Genomic DNA, 19,114 nt, shown 5'->3' with positions numbered 1-19,114 from the left:
CGCACGGCACCGGTGATAATTCCGGTGCTGCCGCGCCGCCTTCTGTCGATTATTTTTGCTGCCGGGCTAGCCTCGGCTGCCGGCTTCGCTCCGTTGTCGCTGTGGCCGCTGACGCTGGCCGGCATCGCGGTCCTGCTCTACCTGATCGCGGATGCGCCCAACTGGCGCCGCGCGGCGCTGCTGGGCTGGGTGTTCGGCGTCGGGCATTTCGCCTTCGGCAACGGGTGGATCGCCACCGCCTTCACCTATCAGGCCGAGATGCCCGCCTGGCTCGGCTGGATCGCGGTGTTCATGCTGGCGCTGTACCTGGCGGTCTATCCGATGCTGGCGGCGGTTGCGGCGTGGGCGATCGCCCGCCGCTCGCCGCTCGCGCTCGTCCTCGCCTTCGCCTCGCTGTGGACGATCACCGAATGGCTGCGCAGTTGGGTGTTCACCGGGTTCGTGTGGAACCCGCTGGGGATGATCGCGCTGGGGCCGTGGTCGCGCCCCGGCCTGGCACTGCTCGCCCCGTGGCTGGGAACCTACGCGCTTTCGGCGCTGGCGGCGCTGTTGGGCGGGTGCTGGTGGTTGGCGGTGCTGGAGATCAGCACCGCCCGCCGCATCGCGCTGGCCCTGGCGCCGTTCCTCGCGGTGCTGGCGCCCCAGCTCTACGTTCCCGCCGCTCAGCCCGGCACCCTGCCATACACCCTCGTCCAGCCCAACATCCCGCAGGATGAGCTGACCGATCCGACCAAATACGAAAGCCAGTTCCGCCGCACCGCGCAGCTCAGCCTAGCGCGGCATCCGGGCCAGCGGCGGCTGGTGTTGTGGCCCGAATCGGGGGTGCCGGACTATCTGCGCCCCGGATATCCTGAGCTGTTCTACGCCGAATCGACTTACGCCGCCGATCCCAAGGCGGCTCGCGAACGGATCGGACGGGTGATCGGGCCAGGGAGTCTGCTGCTGACCGGCGCGGTCGATCTGGTCATGCGGGGCCGCCGGGTGGTCGCCGCAGACAACGCAGTGACCGCGCTCGATGGCGAGGGGCGCATCCGCAGCGGCTATGTCAAGGCGCACCTGGTGCCATACGGCGAATACCTGCCGATGCGCGGATTGCTCGAGCCGCTCGGGGCTTCGCGGCTCGTGGCGGGCAGTCTCGATTTTCGCTCCGGCCCCGGCCCGCGCACGCTGGACCTGCAACCGTGGGGCCGGATCGGGGTGCAGATCTGCTATGAAATCATCTTTTCCGGCCAGGTGGTCGAGCGTGGCAACCGCCCCGATTTCCTGTTCAATCCATCGAACGACGGCTGGTTCGGCCGCTTTGGACCGCCGCAGCATCTGGCCCAGGCGCGGATGCGGGCGATCGAGGAAGGGCTGCCGATCCTGCGCGCGACGACCACAGGTATCAGCGCAGCGATCGACGCCAACGGCGTGGTTCGACAGACCGTCCCCCAGCATCGCGCCGCACGGATGGACGCCTTCGTGCCCCGGGCCAAGCCGCCGACACCGTTCGCCCGCACGGGCAATATGCTCCCGCTTGGCTGGGCCATAGTCTTGCTTGCGCTGTCCTTGGTTGCCTTGCGCCGCCGCCCCCGCTAGAGCCGCGCACCGCACATAAAGCTTTCTTTATATAACGGACTTCCCCATGCGCAGCGAATTCCTGTTCACCTCGGAGAGCGTTTCCGAGGGCCACCCGGACAAGGTCTCCGACCAGATTTCCGACGCGATCGTCGATCTGTTCCTGGCCAAGGACCCCGAGGCGCGGGTCGCCTGCGAAACGCTGACGACCACCCAGAAGGTCGTGCTGGCGGGGGAAATTCGCGGCAAGAACATCATGGACGAGGACGGCAACTGGGCCGACGGGGTGCGCGACGAAATCGAGCGGACCGTGCGCGATGTCGTCCGCGAGATCGGCTACGAGCAAGACGGGTTCCACTGGGAAACGCTCGATTTCTCGAATAACCTCCACCCCCAGTCGGCGCACATTGCGCAAGGTGTCGACGCCGGTGAAGCCAAGGAGGAAGGCGCGGGCGACCAGGGGATCATGTTCGGGTTCGCCTGCGACGAGACGCCGGATCTGATGCCCGCCACGCTCCACTACAGCCACAAGATCCTCGAGCGGATGGCCGCCGATCGTCATTCGGGCGCGGCGCCCTTTCTCCAGCCCGACGCCAAGAGCCAGGTCACGCTGCGCTTCCGCGATGGCAAGCCGTCCGCCGCGACCGCGATCGTCGTCTCGACCCAGCACGCCAAGGGCTATGACGAGGGGGCGAAAGAGGCCGAACTGCACAATTACGTGCGCGCGGTCGTCGCCGACGTGCTCCCCGCCGAGCTGCTGACCAACGAGACCGTCTACCACATCAACCCCACCGGCAGCTTCGAGATCGGCGGCCCCGATGGCGACGCCGGACTGACCGGGCGCAAGATCATCGTCGACACTTATGGCGGCGCGGCGCCGCATGGCGGCGGCGCTTTCAGCGGCAAGGACCCGACCAAGGTCGATCGCTCTGCCGCCTACATCGCGCGCTATCTGGCCAAGAACATTGTCGCGGGCGGGTTCGCCGCACGTTGCACTATCCAGCTCGCCTATGCGATCGGGGTGAGCGCGCCGTTGTCGCTCTATGTCGATACGCACGGGACCGGCACGGTCGGCGACGACAAGCTGGAGGAAGCGATCAAGAGCATCGCCAAGCTCGGCGGCTTGACCCCGCGCGGCATCCGCACGCATCTGTCGCTGAACAAGCCGATCTACCGCAAGACCGCCGCCTATGGGCATTTCGGGCGGAAGCCTGAAGGCGACCTGTTCCCGTGGGAACGGACCGATCTGGTCGAGGATCTGCGGGCGGCGCTGGGCTGATCGACAACCGCAAGCGCGGCGTTCCCGTCGCGGCTCACGGTGCGCGGGTCGGCGCCCGTCGCAGGCCGGTCGCGCCGATAACGGCGAGCTACGCCGAGTTTGAACCGATACGGTAAAGACAACTTTCCTACACGAGCCTGAATCGCCATCACGCTGGTCTTTGGCGAAAGGCGATTCGCGTGACTGTCGACTCCCTCACTCCCCACATCGTCAGCGAGATCATCCGGCACGAGGGGCTGGCGCGCGAAGCCTATCGCGACAGCGCCGGCGTGTGGACCTGGAGCATGGGCATCACCGACGCCAGCGGGCACCGGGTCGGCCGTTACCGCGACAACCCGCAGAGCATCAAACGCTGCCTCGAAGTGTTCGTGTGGCTCCTGAGCACGCGCTATCTCCCCGCGGTGTTCGCCGCGTTCAAGCCTTGCGAACACCAGCTCGCCGCCGCGCTCTTGTTCCACTACAACACCGGCGCGATCGGGCGCGCGACATGGCTCAAGCGGTTTCTTGACGGCGATCTCGCGGCCGCTCGCGAGGCCATCCGCGACTGGCGCAGGCCCCCTACAATCCTTGCGCGTCGCCGCCGTGAGCGCGACCTGTTCTTCGCCGCAAGGTGGTCGAGAGATGGCAGCGTTGCGGTGTACGACGTAGAAAAGTCCACCTACCGGCCGGTCAGACCCGAGCGCATCAGCATCGAGAAAACCTTGGAAGGGCTGCTGGTGGCGTCCGCTACCGTTGCCGACGGACCTCCGGCCCCGGCTTGCGGCGCGGTCGGCCCGACCGAAAAATCGGCCCCGAACTGGTTCGAACGATTGTTCGGCTAAGCCGCCATGGCATAGACCGCCGCATCCTCGTGCGGCCACCGCTCCAGCCGGGGCGAACGGGCGTTGAGGAACACCGCAGGCAGCTTGGCCAGCATCAGCGATTTGTGGATCCAGTAGTCGGTCCAGCGTTCGCGCCATTTCGCGGTGACCCGTCCCTGGCGGGTCAGCCAGCCGTGGTAGGGCAGCCAATGATCGGGTTCGTCTTCCTCGACGATACGGAAGATCTTGGTCATCACCGGGTCGGAGCGGATATGGCTGTTCCTGAGCAGGATCTCGACCTGCCGCATCCCGCGCTGTTCGGTGAGCATGATCACCCGGCACAGCTTCTCGAACTGTGCCCCGTCGGCGATGATCGCTGCCGTGTCGAGGTCCTCGATCGGGCAGCCGAACACGCCCTCGATGAAGCGGTCGATGTGGCCGCAGGTGCGATCGACCCGGAGCGGCATCGTGCCCTTCAGGTCGAACCAGCGCTTGAACATCAGGTAATGCTTGTACTCGTCGGCGCGGTGCTTCTCGACCGCGGCGATGAACGCGGTGTCATCCGGGCAGCGCGCGCGCACCGCCTCCAGCACCCGGTCGAGCGACGTGTAGCCACGGTGCTCGTTGTAGATGTAGATTGAGGCGAGGACTTCGAGAAATCGGGCGCGGAAGGCGGCAAGGGACGTCATTCGGCTTTTGTTTCCATGGCTTTGGCGGCCCGACTGGACGCCGCGGTAACGTGCCGGTCATGAACCGTCGTCAAGCATCTCCATCAGGCTCCCGACCGCCTCGGCGAACTCTTCGCGGAATGCCTGGACCACGGCTTTTGCCGGGCGGACGTCCTCGATCAGTCCGACTCCCTGGCCGACGAAATAGGAAACGAGGTCACGGGCCTGTTCGTTCCCGGCGGCGGCCGCGCGCTCGATCCGGGCGAAGGCCGGTTCGGATACCATCCCCATCAATGGCATCGGCAAAGTGCCCGGCGAGTCCGCGCCGTCCCATGCCTCATGCCACGCGGTGCGAAGCTGACGCGCGGGCTTGCCGGTACGGCTTTTCGAACGAACCGTGTCGCGGCTGCGCGCGGCGACCATCCGCTCGCGGAACGCCTCGCTGGTCTCGGCCTCGGGCGTGGCGAGCCACACGCTGCCGGTCCACGCGCCCTGGGCGCCCGCGGCCATCATCGCCGCCATCTGCCCCCCGGTCATGATCCCGCCCGCGGCGAGCACCGGGGTGGCATAGCCCGCTCCTGCAAGCGCGCGGACGACCTCGGGAATAAGCACGAGCGTCGAGACTTCGCCGCAGTGCCCGCCGGCCTCGCCGCCTTGGGCGACGATGATGTCGACCCCGGCGGCCGCCTGGCGCAGCGCGTGCTCCTTGGCGCCCACCAGCGCCGCCACCGGCACGCCGCGGCGCTTGCCCTCGGCGAGCATTTCGGGCGGCGCGATGCCCAGCGCGTTGGCGATCAGCCGGATCGGATGGCGAAAGGCCACTTCCATCAGCGCCAGGCCATTCTCGGGCGTGATACCCATGCGCTCGCGCAGGACGGGCACCGCGGCGTCGGTCTTGATTCCGTAGTCGCCGAGAATGGCATTGGCGAAATCGCGATGGGCCGCCCCGATCGCACCGGCCCGCTCTGCATTGCTGGTCATCCCGGCCACTCGCGGATCGATCGTCTCGGGCACCAGCACGTCGACGCCATAGGGCGCGCCATCGACATGCGCGTCGATCCAGGCCAGTTCCTCCTCGAGTTGTTCGGGGCTGAAGCGGGTGGCCCCAAGCACCCCGAACCCGCCCGCCTTGCTCACCGCGGCGACGACGTCGCGGCAGTGGCTGAACGCGAACAGCGGGAACTCGCAACCGGTCAGGCGGCAGACGGCGTTGTTCATGCGGCACTCTCCCAGGCGGCGCGACTCAGGTCACGTAGCGCGCCGTGGTCTTGGCCGCCACCTCGTCCGCGGTCACCCCCGGCGCGCATTCGATCAGCTTGAACGGGCTGGCGTGATCGGGCCGCTGGAACACGCACAAGTCGGTGATGATCATGTCGATCACGTTCCGCCCCGTCAGCGGCAGGGTGCACTGGGGGATGAACTTGGGGCTGCCGTCCTTGGCGGTGTGCTCCATCACCACGATGATCTTCTTGACCCCGGCGACCAGATCCATCGCTCCGCCCATGCCCTTGATCATCTTGCCCGGGATCATCCAGTTGGCGATGTCGCCGTCCTGGCTGACTTCCATCGCGCCGAGCACGGTCAGGTCGATGTGCCCGCCGCGGATCATCGCGAAGCTGGCGGCGCTGTCGAAATAGGCGCTGCTGGGCAGTTCGCTGATCGTTTGCTTGCCGGCGTTGATCAGATCGGGATCGACCTCGTCGTCATAGGGGAACGGCCCGATCCCCAGCATCCCGTTCTCCGACTGGAGCGTGACTTCGACGCCGGGCGGGATATGGTTGGCGACGAGCGTGGGGATGCCGATGCCCAGGTTGACGTAATACCCGTCGCGCAATTCCTGCGCGGCGCGGGCGGCCATGTCGTCGCGGGTCCAGGGCATCGAAACTCCTTTGCAGTCAGCCGAGCGGCGGGGGCGCTATGAACCATCCAGCGCCGAGCAGGTAGTCGAGCCCGTCGCCGCTGCGCGGATCGCGCAGGTAGTCGAACAGCTCGTCGAAGTCGCCCTTGCGGTCGCCGGCAATCGCGATCACGCAGACGTCCTTGTTGGCGTCCTCGCGCAGCACCTGCTTGCGGTCATCGGCCGAGCGGGCGAGCAGCAGCGGGTCCTTGCCCTCCGGGTCGAGCCCTGAGGAGCGCAAGGCCTCGGCGACCTGACCGACCTCGCCTCCGGGCAGCGCGCTGATCCACAGCACCACGACCCCCGCTTCGCGAAGCCGCGCCAGGCCCTCGGCCAGGCCCGGCGACGGGGTCACCGCCGTGCCGGGGGTGAATCGGCCCGGCCCGGCGTCGAGATCGACGATGACCGCGGGGGGCTTGCCCTCGCAGGTCCGCATCTTCGGCAGGACGAGCTGGGTGCCGGATTCGAGAAGGACCGAACGGCCCCGTCCGTTGCCGGCGAGCCCGGCGCCTTGCCGCGCCGCATAGTCGACGAACGCCCGCCACGGGTCGGCCGCCGACGGAGTGGGTGGGGGAAGCTCGGTCAGGCCGGTGAGGACAGCGGTGGAACCCAGGCCCGCCGGCGCGGCGCTCGGTAGCGCCAAGGCGGCCACCGCGGTCCCGGCCGTGCGTTCCTCTGGCGTGGGGGCGATCCGCACCGTGCCCGAGGACTTGGGCCGCGGTGTCGCCGCCCTGATCTTGACGTTGCCGCCGGCGAACATCGCCCCGCCCGCCATCAGGGGCAGCGCGGCGGCGGCGATGCAGCCGGAGAGCAGCGCAAGCGCCGCGAGGGCGCCAAGCAAACGGCCCTTGGCGGCCAGCCCGATCACGCCGCCTCGCGCGTCCGGGTCATGCGGAACTCGATCTTCTTGTCGTAGGGCGCGCCGACGATCAGGCGCTGGACGTAGACGCCGGGCAGGTGGATCGCGTCGGGATCGAGGCTGCCGGTGGGGACGATCTCCTCGACTTCGACCACGCAGACCTGGCCGCAGGTGGCGGCGGGCTGGTTGAAGTTGCGCGCGGTCTTGCGGAACACGCAGTTGCCGCTCGCGTCGGCCTTCCACGCCTTGACCAGGCTGAGATCGGCGAAGATGCCGCGCTCGAGGATGAACTCCTCAGGGCCGTTGCGGCCATCGAAGGTCTTGGCCTCCTTGCCCTCGGCGACCAGCGTACCGACCCCGGTCTTGGTGTAGAAACCGGGAATCCCCGCGCCGCCCGCGCGCATGCGTTCGGCCAGCGTACCCTGCGGACAGAATTCCACTTCCAACTCGCCGGCCAGGTACTGGCGTTCGAACTCCTTGTTCTCGCCGACGTAGCTGGCGATCATCTTCCTGACCTGGCGCGTGCGCAGCAGCTTGCCGATGCCTTCGTTGTCGATGCCGGCGTTGTTGCTGGCGAAGGTCAGGTCCTTGACCCCGCTGTCGCGCACCGCGTCGAGCAGGCGCTCGGGAATGCCGCACAGACCGAACCCGCCGCAGGCGATCGTCAGACCGTCGCGAAGCAGGCCGTCCAAGGCGGCGGCGGCGTCGGGATAGAGCTTGTTCATGCGGGTTCTCCGACCAAATCGATGTCCAGGACCCGCGACAGGTCCTCGAGCGCCTGCGCCTCGCCCGTCACCTTGATCGCGGTCATCCCCAGCACGGCGGCGGGTTTGCAGTTGATCCCCAGGTCGTCGAGATAGACGCATTCGTTTGGCGATGCCGCCAAGGCCTCGCACATCATCAGGTAGATGCGCGGGTCGGGCTTGCGGATCCCGGCCTTGGCGCTTTCGATCACGCAATCGAACCGGGCGAAGATATCGGCATAGCGCGATTCGGCATGCGCGTCGGCGGCCATAGCCGGGCCGCTGCTGCCCGGCACGTTGTTGGTGATGCAGCCCAGCTTGAACCCCGCGGCGCGGATCGTGTCGAGCGCGGCGACCATTCCCGGGCGGATCGCCCCGGCGATCACCGCCAGCACGTCGGCGCCGCGCAGGTCGTGGCCCAGCGCCGCCGCCTCTGCGGCAAACCGCGCGTCGAATTCGGCGCGACCGATTTCGGCGCGTTCGAGCAAGGCCCAGGCATTGCCGTCGGGATCGGCGGCATTGATCCGGCGGACGAGGTCGTGGGGCAGCCCGCGCTCGGCCTCGAGCCGGTTGAACGCTTCGAAAGGCGAGGCGGTGATGACCCCGCCGAAATCGAAGATCGCTGCCCGAATATCCATCGCGCGGGGCCATAGGCGGCGCCGCGGCGAAGCACAATTGCTCGCGAGGATGACTCCGCCATGCTAGGCATTCCGCGGGGCTCGACCTACACGGAGAAGCTGCTTGCGCTTGGTCTTCATCGCCGCACCGGCCGCCTTGTTCTTGGGTGGATGCGTGAGAACGACGGCGGACTTCGCGCTTCCGGGACGCTTCACTGCGTTGGGGACCGAGCCGTTCTGGGCGGCCAAAGTGGACGGCGATCGCCTGACCTATTCGACTCCGCTCGACCAGCGGGGCCGGGTCGTCGCGGTCACACGCACCGCCGGTCCCGGATTTGCCGATATCGGCGGGCTGCTTGATGGCCGGCCATTGCGTCTGCGGGTGACCGCCGGTCCGTGTAGCGATGGAATGTCGGACACGGTCTATCCGTTTTCGGTCGAGCGCAGCGTCGGGCCGGCGACCGAGCGCGGCTGCGCACGGCCCGATTGATCACCGACGTGCTGCATCGCAGCGGTGAACGCGGCTTCGGATAGGCGTCAGCGGCTTTTAGGACATTCCGAATTGCCGGCTGTCCGAGCATTTCGGCCAGTATCGCGCGATCTAGCCCTACGATTGCGTTTTTTTCATCCTTGAAATCCCTTTTCGCACTTGCACAATATTTGGGTCAGGAGCATAACGATCCTGCCTTTCAGGCATCCTCTCCCAAAACTTTCATGGCCCGGACGGCAACGTCCGGGCCTTTTTTCTGCGCCCGGGCGAGGGGATGACGGTGACATCCGCGCTTTTTCTACCTGGTCTTGGGATCGTCCGAGCGCGCCGCCCGTTTGAATTCCCGGTCGTGCAACCCTAGCTTCGCCTAGAAGACTAATTGACAGGACGGGCCATGGCTGACGCAGCGACCGCGATCGCACTTACCGACAACGGGATCAGGCTCCAGGTCGCGGGTGCGCGCCAGGAAGAGAGCGGAACCGGCTTCGCGCGAATCAGCCGCGCCACGATGGCCCAGCTGGGGATTACCGAAGGCGACGTAATCGAGATCGAGGGCAAGCGCGCGACCGCCGCGCGCGCGATCCTGCCTCACCCCGAAGACGAGGGGATCGAGGTGATTCGCCTCGACGGCCTCCAGCGCGCCAACGCCGAAGTCGCTTCGGGCGAGCATGTAGTGGTGCGCAAAGCCGTCGCCAAGCCCGCGAGCCGGGTGGTATTCGCTCCCGCCCAGCGCGAGTTGCGGCTCCAAGGCCCGGCGCAGGCGCTCAAGCGCAACTTCTTCGGGCGGACGCTGACGCTGGGCGATCTCGTTGCCACCGCCGGGCAACAGCAGGTCGATCGTGGCGACATGCCGCCCCAGCTGCGCCAGATGCTCAACGTGCCCGCCTTCGCGCTGACCCAGATCCGCCTGTCGGTGGTGGCGACGGTGCCCAAGGGCGTCGTCTTCATAGACGAAAATACCGAGGTCGAGTTGCGCGCCGAGTATGAAGAGCCGCGCGACAGCCGCGCCGAGCTCAACTACGACGACGTCGGCGGGATCGGCGACACTATCCGGCAGTTGCGCGAAATGGTCGAGCTACCGCTCCGCTATCCCGAGCTGTTCCGGCGGCTGGGGGTCGATCCGCCCAAGGGGGTGCTGCTCCACGGCCCGCCGGGGACGGGCAAGACCCGGTTGGCCAAGGCCGTCGCCAACGAAAGCGACGCCAGCTTCTTCACGATCAACGGCCCAGAGATCATGGGTTCGGCTTATGGCGAGAGCGAGCGGCGCCTGCGCGAGGTGTTCGAAGAGGCTACCCGTTCGGCCCCCGCGATCATCTTCATCGACGAGATCGATTCGATCGCACCCAAACGCGACCAGGTGCATGGCGAGGCGGAGAAGCGCCTTGTCGCCCAGCTCCTGACGCTGATGGATGGGATCGAAGCGCGCGTCAGCCTCGTGGTGATCGCCGCGACCAACCGTCCCGACGCGATCGACGAGGCGCTGCGCCGGCCCGGTCGGTTCGATCGCGAGATCGTTATTGGCGTGCCGGATGAGGGCGGTCGCCGCGAAATCCTGGCGATCCACACCCGCGGTATGCCACTGGGCGAAGGGGTCGATCTCAAGGAGCTGGCGCGCACCACGCACGGCTTCGTCGGTGCCGATCTGGCCGCGCTGACGCGCGAGGCGGCGATCGAGGCGGTCCGGCGGATCATGCCCAAGCTCGATCTTGAAGCGCAGACGATCCCGCCCGAAGTGCTCGACGACTTGCGGGTCGAGCGCGAGGACTTCCTCGACGCGCTCAAGCGGATCCAGCCAAGCGCAATGCGCGAGGTGATGGTCCAAGTGCCGACCGTGGGTTGGGACGACGTCGGCGGTCTCGACGAGGCGCGCGAGACGCTGCGCGAAGGCATCGAGCTGCCGCCTCAAGCTGCCCGAGGCATTCCACCGGCTGGGCATCCGCCCGGCCAAGGGCTTTCTGCTCTATGGGCCTCCCGGGACCGGCAAGACGCTTCTCGCCAAGGCAGTGGCGAAGGAAGCCGAGGCCAACTTCATCTCGATCAAATCGTCCGATTTGCTGAGCAAGTGGTTCGGCGAGAGCGAGCAGCAGATCGCGCGGCTGTTCGCGCGCGCCCGCCAGGTCGCGCCATGCCTGATCTTCATCGACGAGATCGACAGCCTGGTCCCCGCGCGTGGAAGCAGCGCCGGCGAGCCGCAGGCGACCGCACGGGTGGTCAACACGATCCTGGCGGAGATGGACGGGCTGGAGGAGCTGCAGTCGGTCATCGTGATCGGCGCCACCAACCGCCCGGCGCTGGTCGATCCGGCGCTGCTGCGGCCGGGAAGGTTCGATGAACTGGTCTACGTCGGCACGCCGAGCGAGGCGGGGCGGCTGCACATCCTCAAGATTCACACCGCGGGGATGCCCCTGGCCGCGGACGTCGATCTGGCGAAGGTCGCCGCCAAGACCGAGCGCTTCACCGGCGCCGACTTGGAGGACGTCGTTCGCCGCGCCGGCCTCAACGCGCTGCGCCGGGCCGGAGCCGAGGTCCGCGACGTCACCGGCGAAGATTTCCGCGAGGCGCTCGAGGATTCGCGCGCGACGGTGACCGCGGAGATGGAAGAGGAATACGCCAAGATGAAGGGCGAGCTGAAGAAGCGGGCGATGGAGGTCTCGCCCATCGGCTTCATCGCGCCGGGCATGGTCAGTTCGACGCGCGATGTGAAGCACGGGTGAGGGAGTAACGAGCTAGCCTGGAACCCACTGGCGCCGAGCTTATCGAAGCACGGTTCGTTTGCTCCTGCGTCGCGTCGGCTGCCCGACGCTGCGTGCCTACTTGACCGGAAAATCCATCGTCACTTCCACCCCAGTCGGGTGAAAGTGGCGCTCGATCGTTCCGGCGATCTGCTTGGCCGAGCTGCCGATCAGCATCGAGCCGAAGCCTTCGTCGCCTGAAGGCGCGACGGGCTTGGCGCCTTCTTCGCGCCAGATCAGGCGGACCCGCCCGCCCTCGTGCCGCCAGCTTACCGCCAGCTTGCCATCGCCATTGGCAAGCGCGCCATACTTGACCGCGTTGGTCACCAGCTCGTGGAGCACTAGTCCCAGCGGCACCGCCAGATGCGAGCGCAGCATGACCGGATCCCCCTCGATCCGCCCGCGCGATTCGTCCAGCCGGTAGGGCTCCAGCGCGGTATCGACCAATTCGCGCAGGTCAATCTCTGGCCGGGTGCGATCGCCCTGGGTCACTTCGTGCGAGCGGAGCAGGGCGTGGAGCCGCTGGGCAATTTTGTCGATCGCCGGCTTGGCCGCCGGATCGCCCTTGCCGCTCATCTTGACGATCGCCAGGACCACCGCGAACAGGTTCTTGACCCGGTGGTTGAGCTCGCCCGCGAGCAGATCGGCGCGGTCGCGCGCTGCGCTCAGGTCTTGCGCAGTCGCGGCCAGCGCCTCGGCCCGCGCCCCACGCACGACCTGCCACAACCCCAGCACGAGCGCCCCGAGGATCAGCAGCAGCAGCCCCGCGAGCAGCGGGGCCATGCGCCCTTCGAGCCGCAGGGTGTCGCTTGCCGCGCGCCTCAGCTGTCCCGCCTCGATCGCCTCGAGCTCGCCCGCGGTCGCGCGCAGCTCGGTCATCAGCTGCTGACCTTCGTCGCTGAGCAGGCGTGCCTCGGCATCGACGATCCGCCCGTCGTCGACCAGCGAGACGGTCTCGGCCATCTCCGCAAACTTGGCGTCGGCCAGCTTCTCGACGCGCGCGACGAGCGCCCGCTGACGCGCATCGGCGGCGGGATCGAGCAGCGCGTGGAGGCGGCGCATCGCGGTTGGGTACGAGGCGGCGCCAAGCTGGAACGGGGCGAGATAGCGGCGGTCGAGCGTAATGATATAGCCGCGCTGGCCGGTCTCGGCGTTGAGCGTGGCGGTAGTGATCTCGCGCAGCGCCTCAAGCACTTCGCGGGTCTGGGCGACCTGGACCCGCTCGGCCCGCTCGGCGCGGACGGTGGAGAAGATCAGGAAGGTGGCCGCAAGCAGCGACAGCGCGACCAGGCCGAACAGCGCCAGGCTGGCCATCCCCGGCGCGGTGCGGCGCCACCCGAGCCGCTTGCGCGCGAAAATCTGCTGTTCGGTTTCGAGAGCCATGGGCAGACGCTGCCTAGGCGAGCGCCGCGTCCGTCACAAGGCGGACGGCAGTCAGTGTGCTGCCCCCCAACTCAGGCCGGTGCCGATCTCGATCCCCAGCGGTACGTCGAGCACGACCGCCGGTAGAGCGGCATCGGCCATCACCCGCTCGATCACCGGACTTGCGGCCGCGACGTCCGCTTCGGGCAGTTCGAACACCAGCTCGTCGTGGACCTGAAGCAGCATCCGCACATGCTCCAGCCCGGCATCCGCCAGAGCGGGCAGCATCCGCGCCATCGCGCGCTTGATGATGTCGGCGCTCGTACCCTGGATCGGCGCGTTGATCGCCGCGCGCTCCGACCCTGAGCGTTCGTTGGGGTTGCGCGAGGAAATCCGCGGGAACCATGTCTTGCGCCCGAACAGCGTCTCGGAATAGCCGCGCTCGCGCACGCTCTCCAGCGTGGCGACGATGTAACGCTGGATGCCGGGGAACCGTTGGAAATAGCGGTCGATCATTCCCTGCGCCTCCTCGGGCGTGACTCCGAGGCGACCCGCGAGGCCCCAGCGGCTGATGCCATAGAGGATCGCGAAGTTGATCGTTTTCGCCCGCCCGCGGGTGTCGCGGTCGACCGTCCCGAACATTTCCATCGCGGTTCGCGAGTGAATGTCCTCGCCCGCCGCAAATGCCTCCTTCAAAGGTGGGACGTCGGCCATGTGCGCGGCGAGGCGCAGCTCGATCTGGCTGTAATCGGCCGAGAGCAGCACGTTTCCGGGTTCGGCGACGAAGGCGTCGCGGATCTGGCGGCCCAGTGCGGTGCGGATCGGGATGTTCTGCAGGTTGGGGTCGTTCGAACTCAATCGCCCGGTTTGCGCGCCGACCAGGCTGTAGCTGGTATGGACGCGCCCGGTCGCGGGGTTGATCGCGGCCTGCAACGCCTCGGTATAGGTCGATTTCAGCTTCGATAGCTGGCGCCATTCGAGCACTTTGCCGGGCATCTCCGCGCCTTGGGCGGCCAGCCCTTCGAGAATGCCGACGTCGGTCGAATACTGCCCGCTCTTACCCTTGCGCCCGCCTTTGTAGCCCAGCTTGTCGAACAGGATGTCGCCGAGCTGCTTGGGGCTGCCGATGGTGAAAGGTTGGCCGGCGAGGCCGTGGATCTCGGTCTCCAGCCCGGCGATGGCGTGGGTGAACTCGGTCGACAGGCCCGCGAGCCGTTCGCGGTCGACCTTGATCCCATGCCGCTCCATCGCCGCGATCGCCGCGATCGTCGGGCGGTCGACGGTCTGGTAGACTCGCGTCCCGCCTTCCTCGGCGAGCCGCGGCCTGAGCAGGGTCCACAGCCGCCAGGTGACGTCGGCGTCCTCGGCGGCATAACGCGTGGCGCGGTCGAGCGGGACTTCGCCGAACGGGATCGCCTTCTTGCCGCTGCCGCAGATGTCCTTGAAGGTCAGCGTGGTGTGGTCGAGATGGCGGGTGGCGAGCTCGTCCATCCCGTGGCCCCCGCCGATCCCCTCTTCGCCGCGCCCGGCGTCGAGATCGAAGCTGATCACCATCGTATCGTCGATCGGGGCGACCTGGATTCCGGCCCGCGCAAAAATGTTGATGTCGTACTTGGCGTTCTGCCCGATCTTGAGCACCGCGTCGCTTTCCAGCAGCGGCTTGAGCCGGGCGAGCGCCGTGGCCTTGTCGATCTGGAGCGGCCGTTCGGCGAACATGTCCGACCCGCCATGGCCGAGCGGGATGTAGCAGGCATCGTTCGGGCCGAGCGCGAGGCTGACCCCGGCCAGCTCGGCGCGCATCGCGTCGAGCGAGCTGGTCTCGGTATCGAACGCCACGGCTCTTGCGGCAAAGGCGCGCGCAATCCAGCGGTCGAGCGCCTCGATCGTCTGAACGCATTCGTAGGCGTCGAGATCGACCGGCGGAAATTCAGGCAGCGTCTGGCGGCTCCCCTGCGGAGCGGCTGCCGCGCCGGGGGTGACGGGCTTGGCGGGATTCAGTTGAGTCGCCGGACCCGGCGCGCTGCCGCCCGCTCCCAATCGCTTGAGCAGGCTGGTGAAGCCGTGCTCGGTCAGGAACGAGGCGAGCGGATCGGGTGGAATCGCGGCCAGCGCGAAATCCTCGATCGGTATCGGCAGCTCGCAGTCTTCCTTGAGCTGGACCAGCACCCGGCTGAGCCGCGCCATCTCGGCCTGGTCGATCAGGCTCTGCTGCATCTTGGACGGCTTCATCGTCGGCGCGGCGGCGAGCGCCGATTCAAGATCGCCGTAATCCTGGATCAGCTTGGTCGCGGTTTTCGGCCCGATTCCGCGGATGCCCGGCACATTGTCGACCGCGTCGCCCATCAGCGCGAGCACGTCGCCGACCTTCTCGGGTGGAACGCCGAACTTCTCGATCACTTCGGGAATGTCGATCCGCTGGTTCTTCATCGTATCGAGCATGTCGATGCAGCCGCCGCCTTCGGCGCACTTGCCCACGAGCTGCATCAGGTCCTTGTCAGAGCTGACGATGGTCACGTCCCAGCCCCTCAGCGTGGCCGCGCGGGCATAGCTGGCGATGAGGTCATCGGCCTCGAGATCGTCCTCCTCGATACAAGCCAGGCTGAACGCGCGCGTGGCGTCGCGGATCAGCGGGAACTGTGGGACGAGGTCTTCGGGCGGGGGCGGGCGGTGCGCCTTGTACTGATCGTAGAGCCTGTTGCGGAAGCTGGTCGCGCCCTTGTCGAGGATCACCGCCAGATGCGTCGGTCCGTCGGCCTTGTTGAGGTCTTCGGCCAGGCGCCACAGCATCGTGGTATAGCCATAGACCGCGCCCACCGGCACCCCGCGCGGGTTGGTCAGCGGCGGCAGGCGATGATAGGCGCGGAAGATATAGGCGGAGCCATCGACGAGGTAGAGATGCTGGCGGTTCGACATGAGAATCGCCTAGCAGCGCGGTGCGCGGGCGTCACGCCGGGTCGGCGAATCGCGGCGCGAAACCCGGCAGGCCCCGTTCCTCCGAGGCTATCGCGAGCCCGTCATATCGACGACACAATTGGCGGCTATCAAGCATTTTGGGGACGAATGCGACCGGCCGCGCGCTCCGCGCTTGCACAGACGCGCGCAAACGATTATTTGACGCCCCGAAGTCTTCCTAATCAGTAGACTTTGCGCGGCGCTTTTGGACATGGGGCCGTCGCGCGCTCCACCCGTTTTTTGTGTCCTTAAGGGAACTCTCGAATGCGCAAACTGATCCTCGCCGCGGTTGTCGGCACTGCCTTCGCTCTCGCCGGCTGCTCGGAAAAGACCGAGGACGCCGCCGCCACCACTGCCGACGCCGCTGCTTCGGATGCCGCCGCGAACGTTGACGCGATGGCGACCGGCGCGACTGACGCGATGGGCGACGCTTCGGCAGCCGCTGCCGATGCCGCGACGACCGCCGATGCCGCCGCCAGCGGCGCCGCCGAAGGTGCCAAGGAAGGCGTCGAGAAGGCCGAAGCCGACAAGAAGATGTAATCTTCGCGTTTGCGAATACATGAAGGGCGCGACCGCAAGGTCGCGCCCTTTTTGTTTGGGCTGAGAGGTGAGCGCCCCGCTATCATCGCCCCATTCGGGGGCGACGACTACTTGTCCGAAATCCTAACGCCGCGCCGAATAGCTCGGCTGGTAGGAACTGGTGGTGAAGCTGTCGTAGACCGTCCGGGCGACCTGGGCGATCGTCTGGGCCTGGGCGGCGTGGCTGCTCTGCCCTGTGACATAGACCGCCAGCGCCACGTTGCGGCCATCGGGCAGGCGGATGATCCCGACGTCGCTGGTCTGGGCCCATAGCGTGCCGGTCTTGTGCGCGATCAGCGTGCCTTCGGGAAGCAGCGCCGGAATCCGGGTCTTGCCGGTCTTGCACCGGCTCATCGCTCCGAGCAGCACCGCGCGGCTCTGCGGGCTCAGCACTTCGCCGCGATGCAGCGCGCCGAGCAAGCGGACCATCGCGGCAGGGGTCACCGTATCCCGCTTGTCCAGTCCGAGCACCGGATCGTTCTTTCGCTGATCGTCGCGCAGCAGCGTGGCGATGTCGCGATCGACGCGCAGGCCGGAAATACCCGCGCCCAGCAGCCAGCGGTTGACCTCCGCCGGTCCCCCGACCGCCGACAGGATTGCGTCGGTCGCCTGGTTGTCGCTCTTGGTGATCATCAATTCGATCAGGCTCTGCGCGGACAGGCTCATTCCCTCGCGCGTGATGACCCGGCCATCCGCCCCGGTCTGGCCCGTGCCGATGCGCAGCGGATAGGCCGTGTCGAGCCGCAAACGGCCATCGTCGACGCCCTGGAGATAGGCCGCGGCGATCGCAACCTTGACCGTGCTGGCCATCGGAAACGCCTGGTTGGCGTTGATCGTAACCGCGCGCGGGCCATCCACGTCGGCGGCGTAGATGCCGATCCGTCCGCCCGAATTGGCGACGATCGCGCGCAGTTGCGTTTCGAGCGCGCGATCAAGCGCCGCGGAGGCGAAATCGCGCTGCGGCGCGAGCGCCTGTGCCTTGACCGACTGAGCCGGAACCGGCGTGGCGACCAGCGCCAAAATCGCAAAGCCAATGGAAGCGGCGCGACCCCGTTTACTCATCCGTGTAACCCCAGTCCCGAAGTTCAATATACGACCCAACCCCAGATGATTAAACGCATTTTAGGCAAGCTTCGCAAGCCCTGGTTCCAACGGGTTGGCGTCTGCGCGCCTCCGCTGGGCTGGATATTGCCCAAGGTTTGGCTAACGAAGTGTGAATGGGCGAAACGAATCAGAACCTGGCTGCCAGGCTAGGCGAGGTTATGAAACGGGCCGGGGGGCGCGGCGCGGTAGCCGATCTGGAGCGCCTCTCGGGCGGCGCCAACATGGAGAGCTGGGCCTTTTTCAGCGCTGGCAATGCCTATGTCCTGCGCCGTGCGCCCTCCGCAGAGGTCATGGCGGGCCGTCCTCTCGATCACGCGGGCGAGGCCTCGATAATCCGCGCCGCGCACGCCGCCGGAGTCTTGGCACCTGAGGTGGTTGCGGAACTCGAGCCCGGCGACGACCTCGGCAGTGGCTTCGTCATGCGTCGCCTGCCCGGTACCGCCGCGCCAGAGGTGGCGCTGGGCGGAGGAGCGCAGCTGCTCGGCGATCTCGGCGCGTCGCTTGCAGCGGTCCACCGTATCGATCCGGCGTCGATGACGGTGGCGCCCCGCCTCGATCCCCCGCCGGCGTGGAGGGGCTTGCCGAGCAGTTTGCCCAGCACGGCGGCGACCGCCCGATCATAGCCCTTGGCCTCGCGTGGCTGCGCGCGAACTTGCCGGATCCTATAGCGCCACGGCTGCTTCATGGCGATTTCCGCATCGGCAACCTGATGACCGAGAATGGTCGGCTGACCGGGGTGCTCGACTGGGAACTGGCGCACCTTGGCGATTTCCACGAGGATCTGGCATTCGGATGCATGGCAGTCTGGCGCTTCGGCAGCCCGCTGCCTGGGTTCGGCCTGGGGTCGCTCGACGAGCTGTTCGACGCCTATGAGGCCAATGGTGGGGCGAAAGTGGACCCGGCGCGGTTCCGGTTCTGGCAGGTCTATCGCACGGTATGGTGGGCCCTGGGGTGTTTGGGGATGGGCCAGACCTGGCGCAGCGGCGCCGACCGCAGCCTCGAACGCGTGGTCGTCGGAAGACGCGCCGCCGAGCAGGAACTCGACCTGCTGCTGCTTGTCGAGGACGAAGCGCCCGAGGCTGAGCGGGCGCGGGCGGTACCGTCGGCTCCAACCGCCGCGCCGCGCGAGGCGGGCGAGCCATCCGCCGATGAAATCCTCACCGCGGTTGGCGAATGGCTGGGGTTGGTCAAGGAACGTTTCGTGGGGCGCGAACGCTTCGAGCACGCCGTCGCGCGCAACGCCTTGGGCATCGTGGCGCGCGAACTGGCGACGCGGTCCCCGGCCGAGGACCGTGTGCTGGCGGACGATATTCTGGCCGGGCGCGCGACGCTGGCGACGCAGGGCCTGCTCGCGCGCCTGCGGCGTTCGGCGCTGACCAAGCTGGCGGCGGACCAGCCGAAATATCCTTCGCTCGCCTTGGCCCGCGGGAAATGGCAGGTCTCTTAATCGAACGGTTAAACCGATTCGGGAGAGA

General features: G+C 67.4%; 16 protein-coding genes and 1 pseudogene. 8 read left to right on the top strand and 9 right to left on the bottom strand.

The window, feature by feature from the left end; genetic code table 11:
• Positions 1-12: 12 nt before the first annotated feature.
• The 3 genes from lnt (at position 13) to GKE62_RS09000 (ending at position 3,657) form a co-directional block, all read left to right on the top strand.
• Positions 13-1,578 carry an apolipoprotein N-acyltransferase gene (lnt, locus tag GKE62_RS09010; RefSeq protein WP_230207033.1) on the top strand — a complete coding sequence of 522 codons (1,566 nt, stop codon included), beginning with the start codon at positions 13-15 and terminating at the stop codon, positions 1,576-1,578.
• Between the two features lie 46 nt (positions 1,579-1,624).
• Positions 1,625-2,836, top strand: a complete 1,212-nt coding sequence (gene metK / locus GKE62_RS09005; protein WP_154691953.1) for a methionine adenosyltransferase — start codon at positions 1,625-1,627, stop codon at positions 2,834-2,836.
• Positions 2,837-3,015: 179 nt separating this feature from the next.
• Positions 3,016-3,657, top strand: coding sequence for a lysozyme (locus GKE62_RS09000; protein WP_154691952.1), 642 nt, complete (start codon positions 3,016-3,018; stop codon positions 3,655-3,657).
• Here GKE62_RS09000 and GKE62_RS08995 read toward each other — a convergent pair.
• Genes GKE62_RS08995 through GKE62_RS08970 form a run of 6 tightly spaced genes read right to left on the bottom strand, consistent with a single transcriptional unit; the run spans position 3,654 to position 8,441 of the window.
• Complete coding sequence (locus GKE62_RS08995) at positions 3,654-4,325, bottom strand: ferritin-like domain-containing protein (protein ID WP_154691951.1); 672 nt, start codon at positions 4,323-4,325, stop codon at positions 3,654-3,656. The two genes, GKE62_RS09000 and GKE62_RS08995, sit on opposite strands and share 4 nt — an antisense overlap.
• 57 nt (positions 4,326-4,382) lie before the next feature.
• Positions 4,383-5,522: a nitronate monooxygenase family protein gene (locus tag GKE62_RS08990; RefSeq protein WP_154691950.1), complete on the bottom strand. Its 1,140-nt coding sequence runs from the start codon at positions 5,520-5,522 to the stop codon at positions 4,383-4,385.
• Between the two features lie 25 nt (positions 5,523-5,547).
• Positions 5,548-6,183, bottom strand: a complete 636-nt coding sequence (locus GKE62_RS08985; RefSeq protein ID WP_154691949.1) for a CoA transferase subunit B — start codon at positions 6,181-6,183, stop codon at positions 5,548-5,550.
• Between the two features lie 16 nt (positions 6,184-6,199).
• Positions 6,200-7,069, bottom strand: coding sequence for a hypothetical protein (locus GKE62_RS08980; protein WP_154691948.1), 870 nt, complete (start codon positions 7,067-7,069; stop codon positions 6,200-6,202).
• Entirely contained in the window at positions 7,066-7,785 is a 720-nt protein-coding gene (locus tag GKE62_RS08975) for a CoA transferase subunit A (protein WP_154691947.1), read from the bottom strand. The genes GKE62_RS08980 and GKE62_RS08975 overlap by 4 nt, the downstream gene beginning before the upstream one ends.
• Positions 7,782-8,441, bottom strand: a complete 660-nt coding sequence (locus GKE62_RS08970) for an HAD-IA family hydrolase (protein WP_154691946.1) — start codon at positions 8,439-8,441, stop codon at positions 7,782-7,784. Before GKE62_RS08970 ends, GKE62_RS08975 begins: the two co-directional genes overlap by 4 nt.
• 154 nt (positions 8,442-8,595) lie before the next feature.
• Between GKE62_RS08970 and GKE62_RS08965 the strand changes: the two genes are divergently transcribed.
• On the top strand, positions 8,596-8,910 hold the full coding sequence (locus GKE62_RS08965) for a hypothetical protein (RefSeq protein ID WP_154691945.1): 315 nt from the start codon (positions 8,596-8,598) through the stop codon (positions 8,908-8,910).
• Between the two features lie 394 nt (positions 8,911-9,304).
• Positions 9,305-11,624, top strand: a pseudogene (locus GKE62_RS08960) (CDC48 family AAA ATPase).
• 96 nt (positions 11,625-11,720) lie between these two features.
• Here GKE62_RS08960 and GKE62_RS08955 read toward each other — a convergent pair.
• Positions 11,721-13,025 (bottom strand): sensor histidine kinase, encoded by a 1,305-nt coding sequence (locus tag GKE62_RS08955; RefSeq protein ID WP_154691944.1) that lies wholly within the window; start codon positions 13,023-13,025, stop codon positions 11,721-11,723.
• Positions 13,026-13,076: 51 nt separating this feature from the next.
• Entirely contained in the window at positions 13,077-15,917 is a 2,841-nt protein-coding gene (polA, locus tag GKE62_RS08950) for a DNA polymerase I (protein WP_154691943.1), read from the bottom strand.
• 303 nt (positions 15,918-16,220) lie between these two features.
• Between polA and GKE62_RS08945 the strand changes: the two genes are divergently transcribed.
• Positions 16,221-16,496, top strand: coding sequence for an entericidin EcnAB (locus tag GKE62_RS08945; protein WP_195908682.1), 276 nt, complete (start codon positions 16,221-16,223; stop codon positions 16,494-16,496).
• A gap of 123 nt (positions 16,497-16,619) precedes the next feature.
• Here the strand turns inward: GKE62_RS08945 and bla are convergent, their stop codons facing one another.
• Positions 16,620-17,597, bottom strand: coding sequence for a class A beta-lactamase (gene bla, locus GKE62_RS08940; protein ID WP_154691942.1), 978 nt, complete (start codon positions 17,595-17,597; stop codon positions 16,620-16,622).
• Between the two features lie 155 nt (positions 17,598-17,752).
• Here bla and GKE62_RS19410 point away from each other — a divergent pair, with 155 nt between their 5' ends.
• A complete protein-coding gene (locus tag GKE62_RS19410) occupies positions 17,753-18,262 on the top strand; it encodes a phosphotransferase (protein WP_255453596.1) in 510 nt (169 codons plus the stop codon).
• Positions 18,208-19,086 carry a phosphotransferase gene (locus tag GKE62_RS08935; RefSeq protein ID WP_255453595.1) on the top strand — a complete coding sequence of 293 codons (879 nt, stop codon included), beginning with the start codon at positions 18,208-18,210 and terminating at the stop codon, positions 19,084-19,086. Before GKE62_RS19410 ends, GKE62_RS08935 begins: the two co-directional genes overlap by 55 nt.
• The last annotated feature ends 28 nt before the right edge of the window (positions 19,087-19,114 follow it).

The sequence above is a fragment of the Novosphingobium sp. Gsoil 351 genome, assembly GCF_009707465.1.
Taxonomy (GTDB): Bacteria; Pseudomonadota; Alphaproteobacteria; order Sphingomonadales; family Sphingomonadaceae; genus Novosphingobium.
This window is presented reverse-complemented; position numbering and strand designations above follow the sequence as displayed.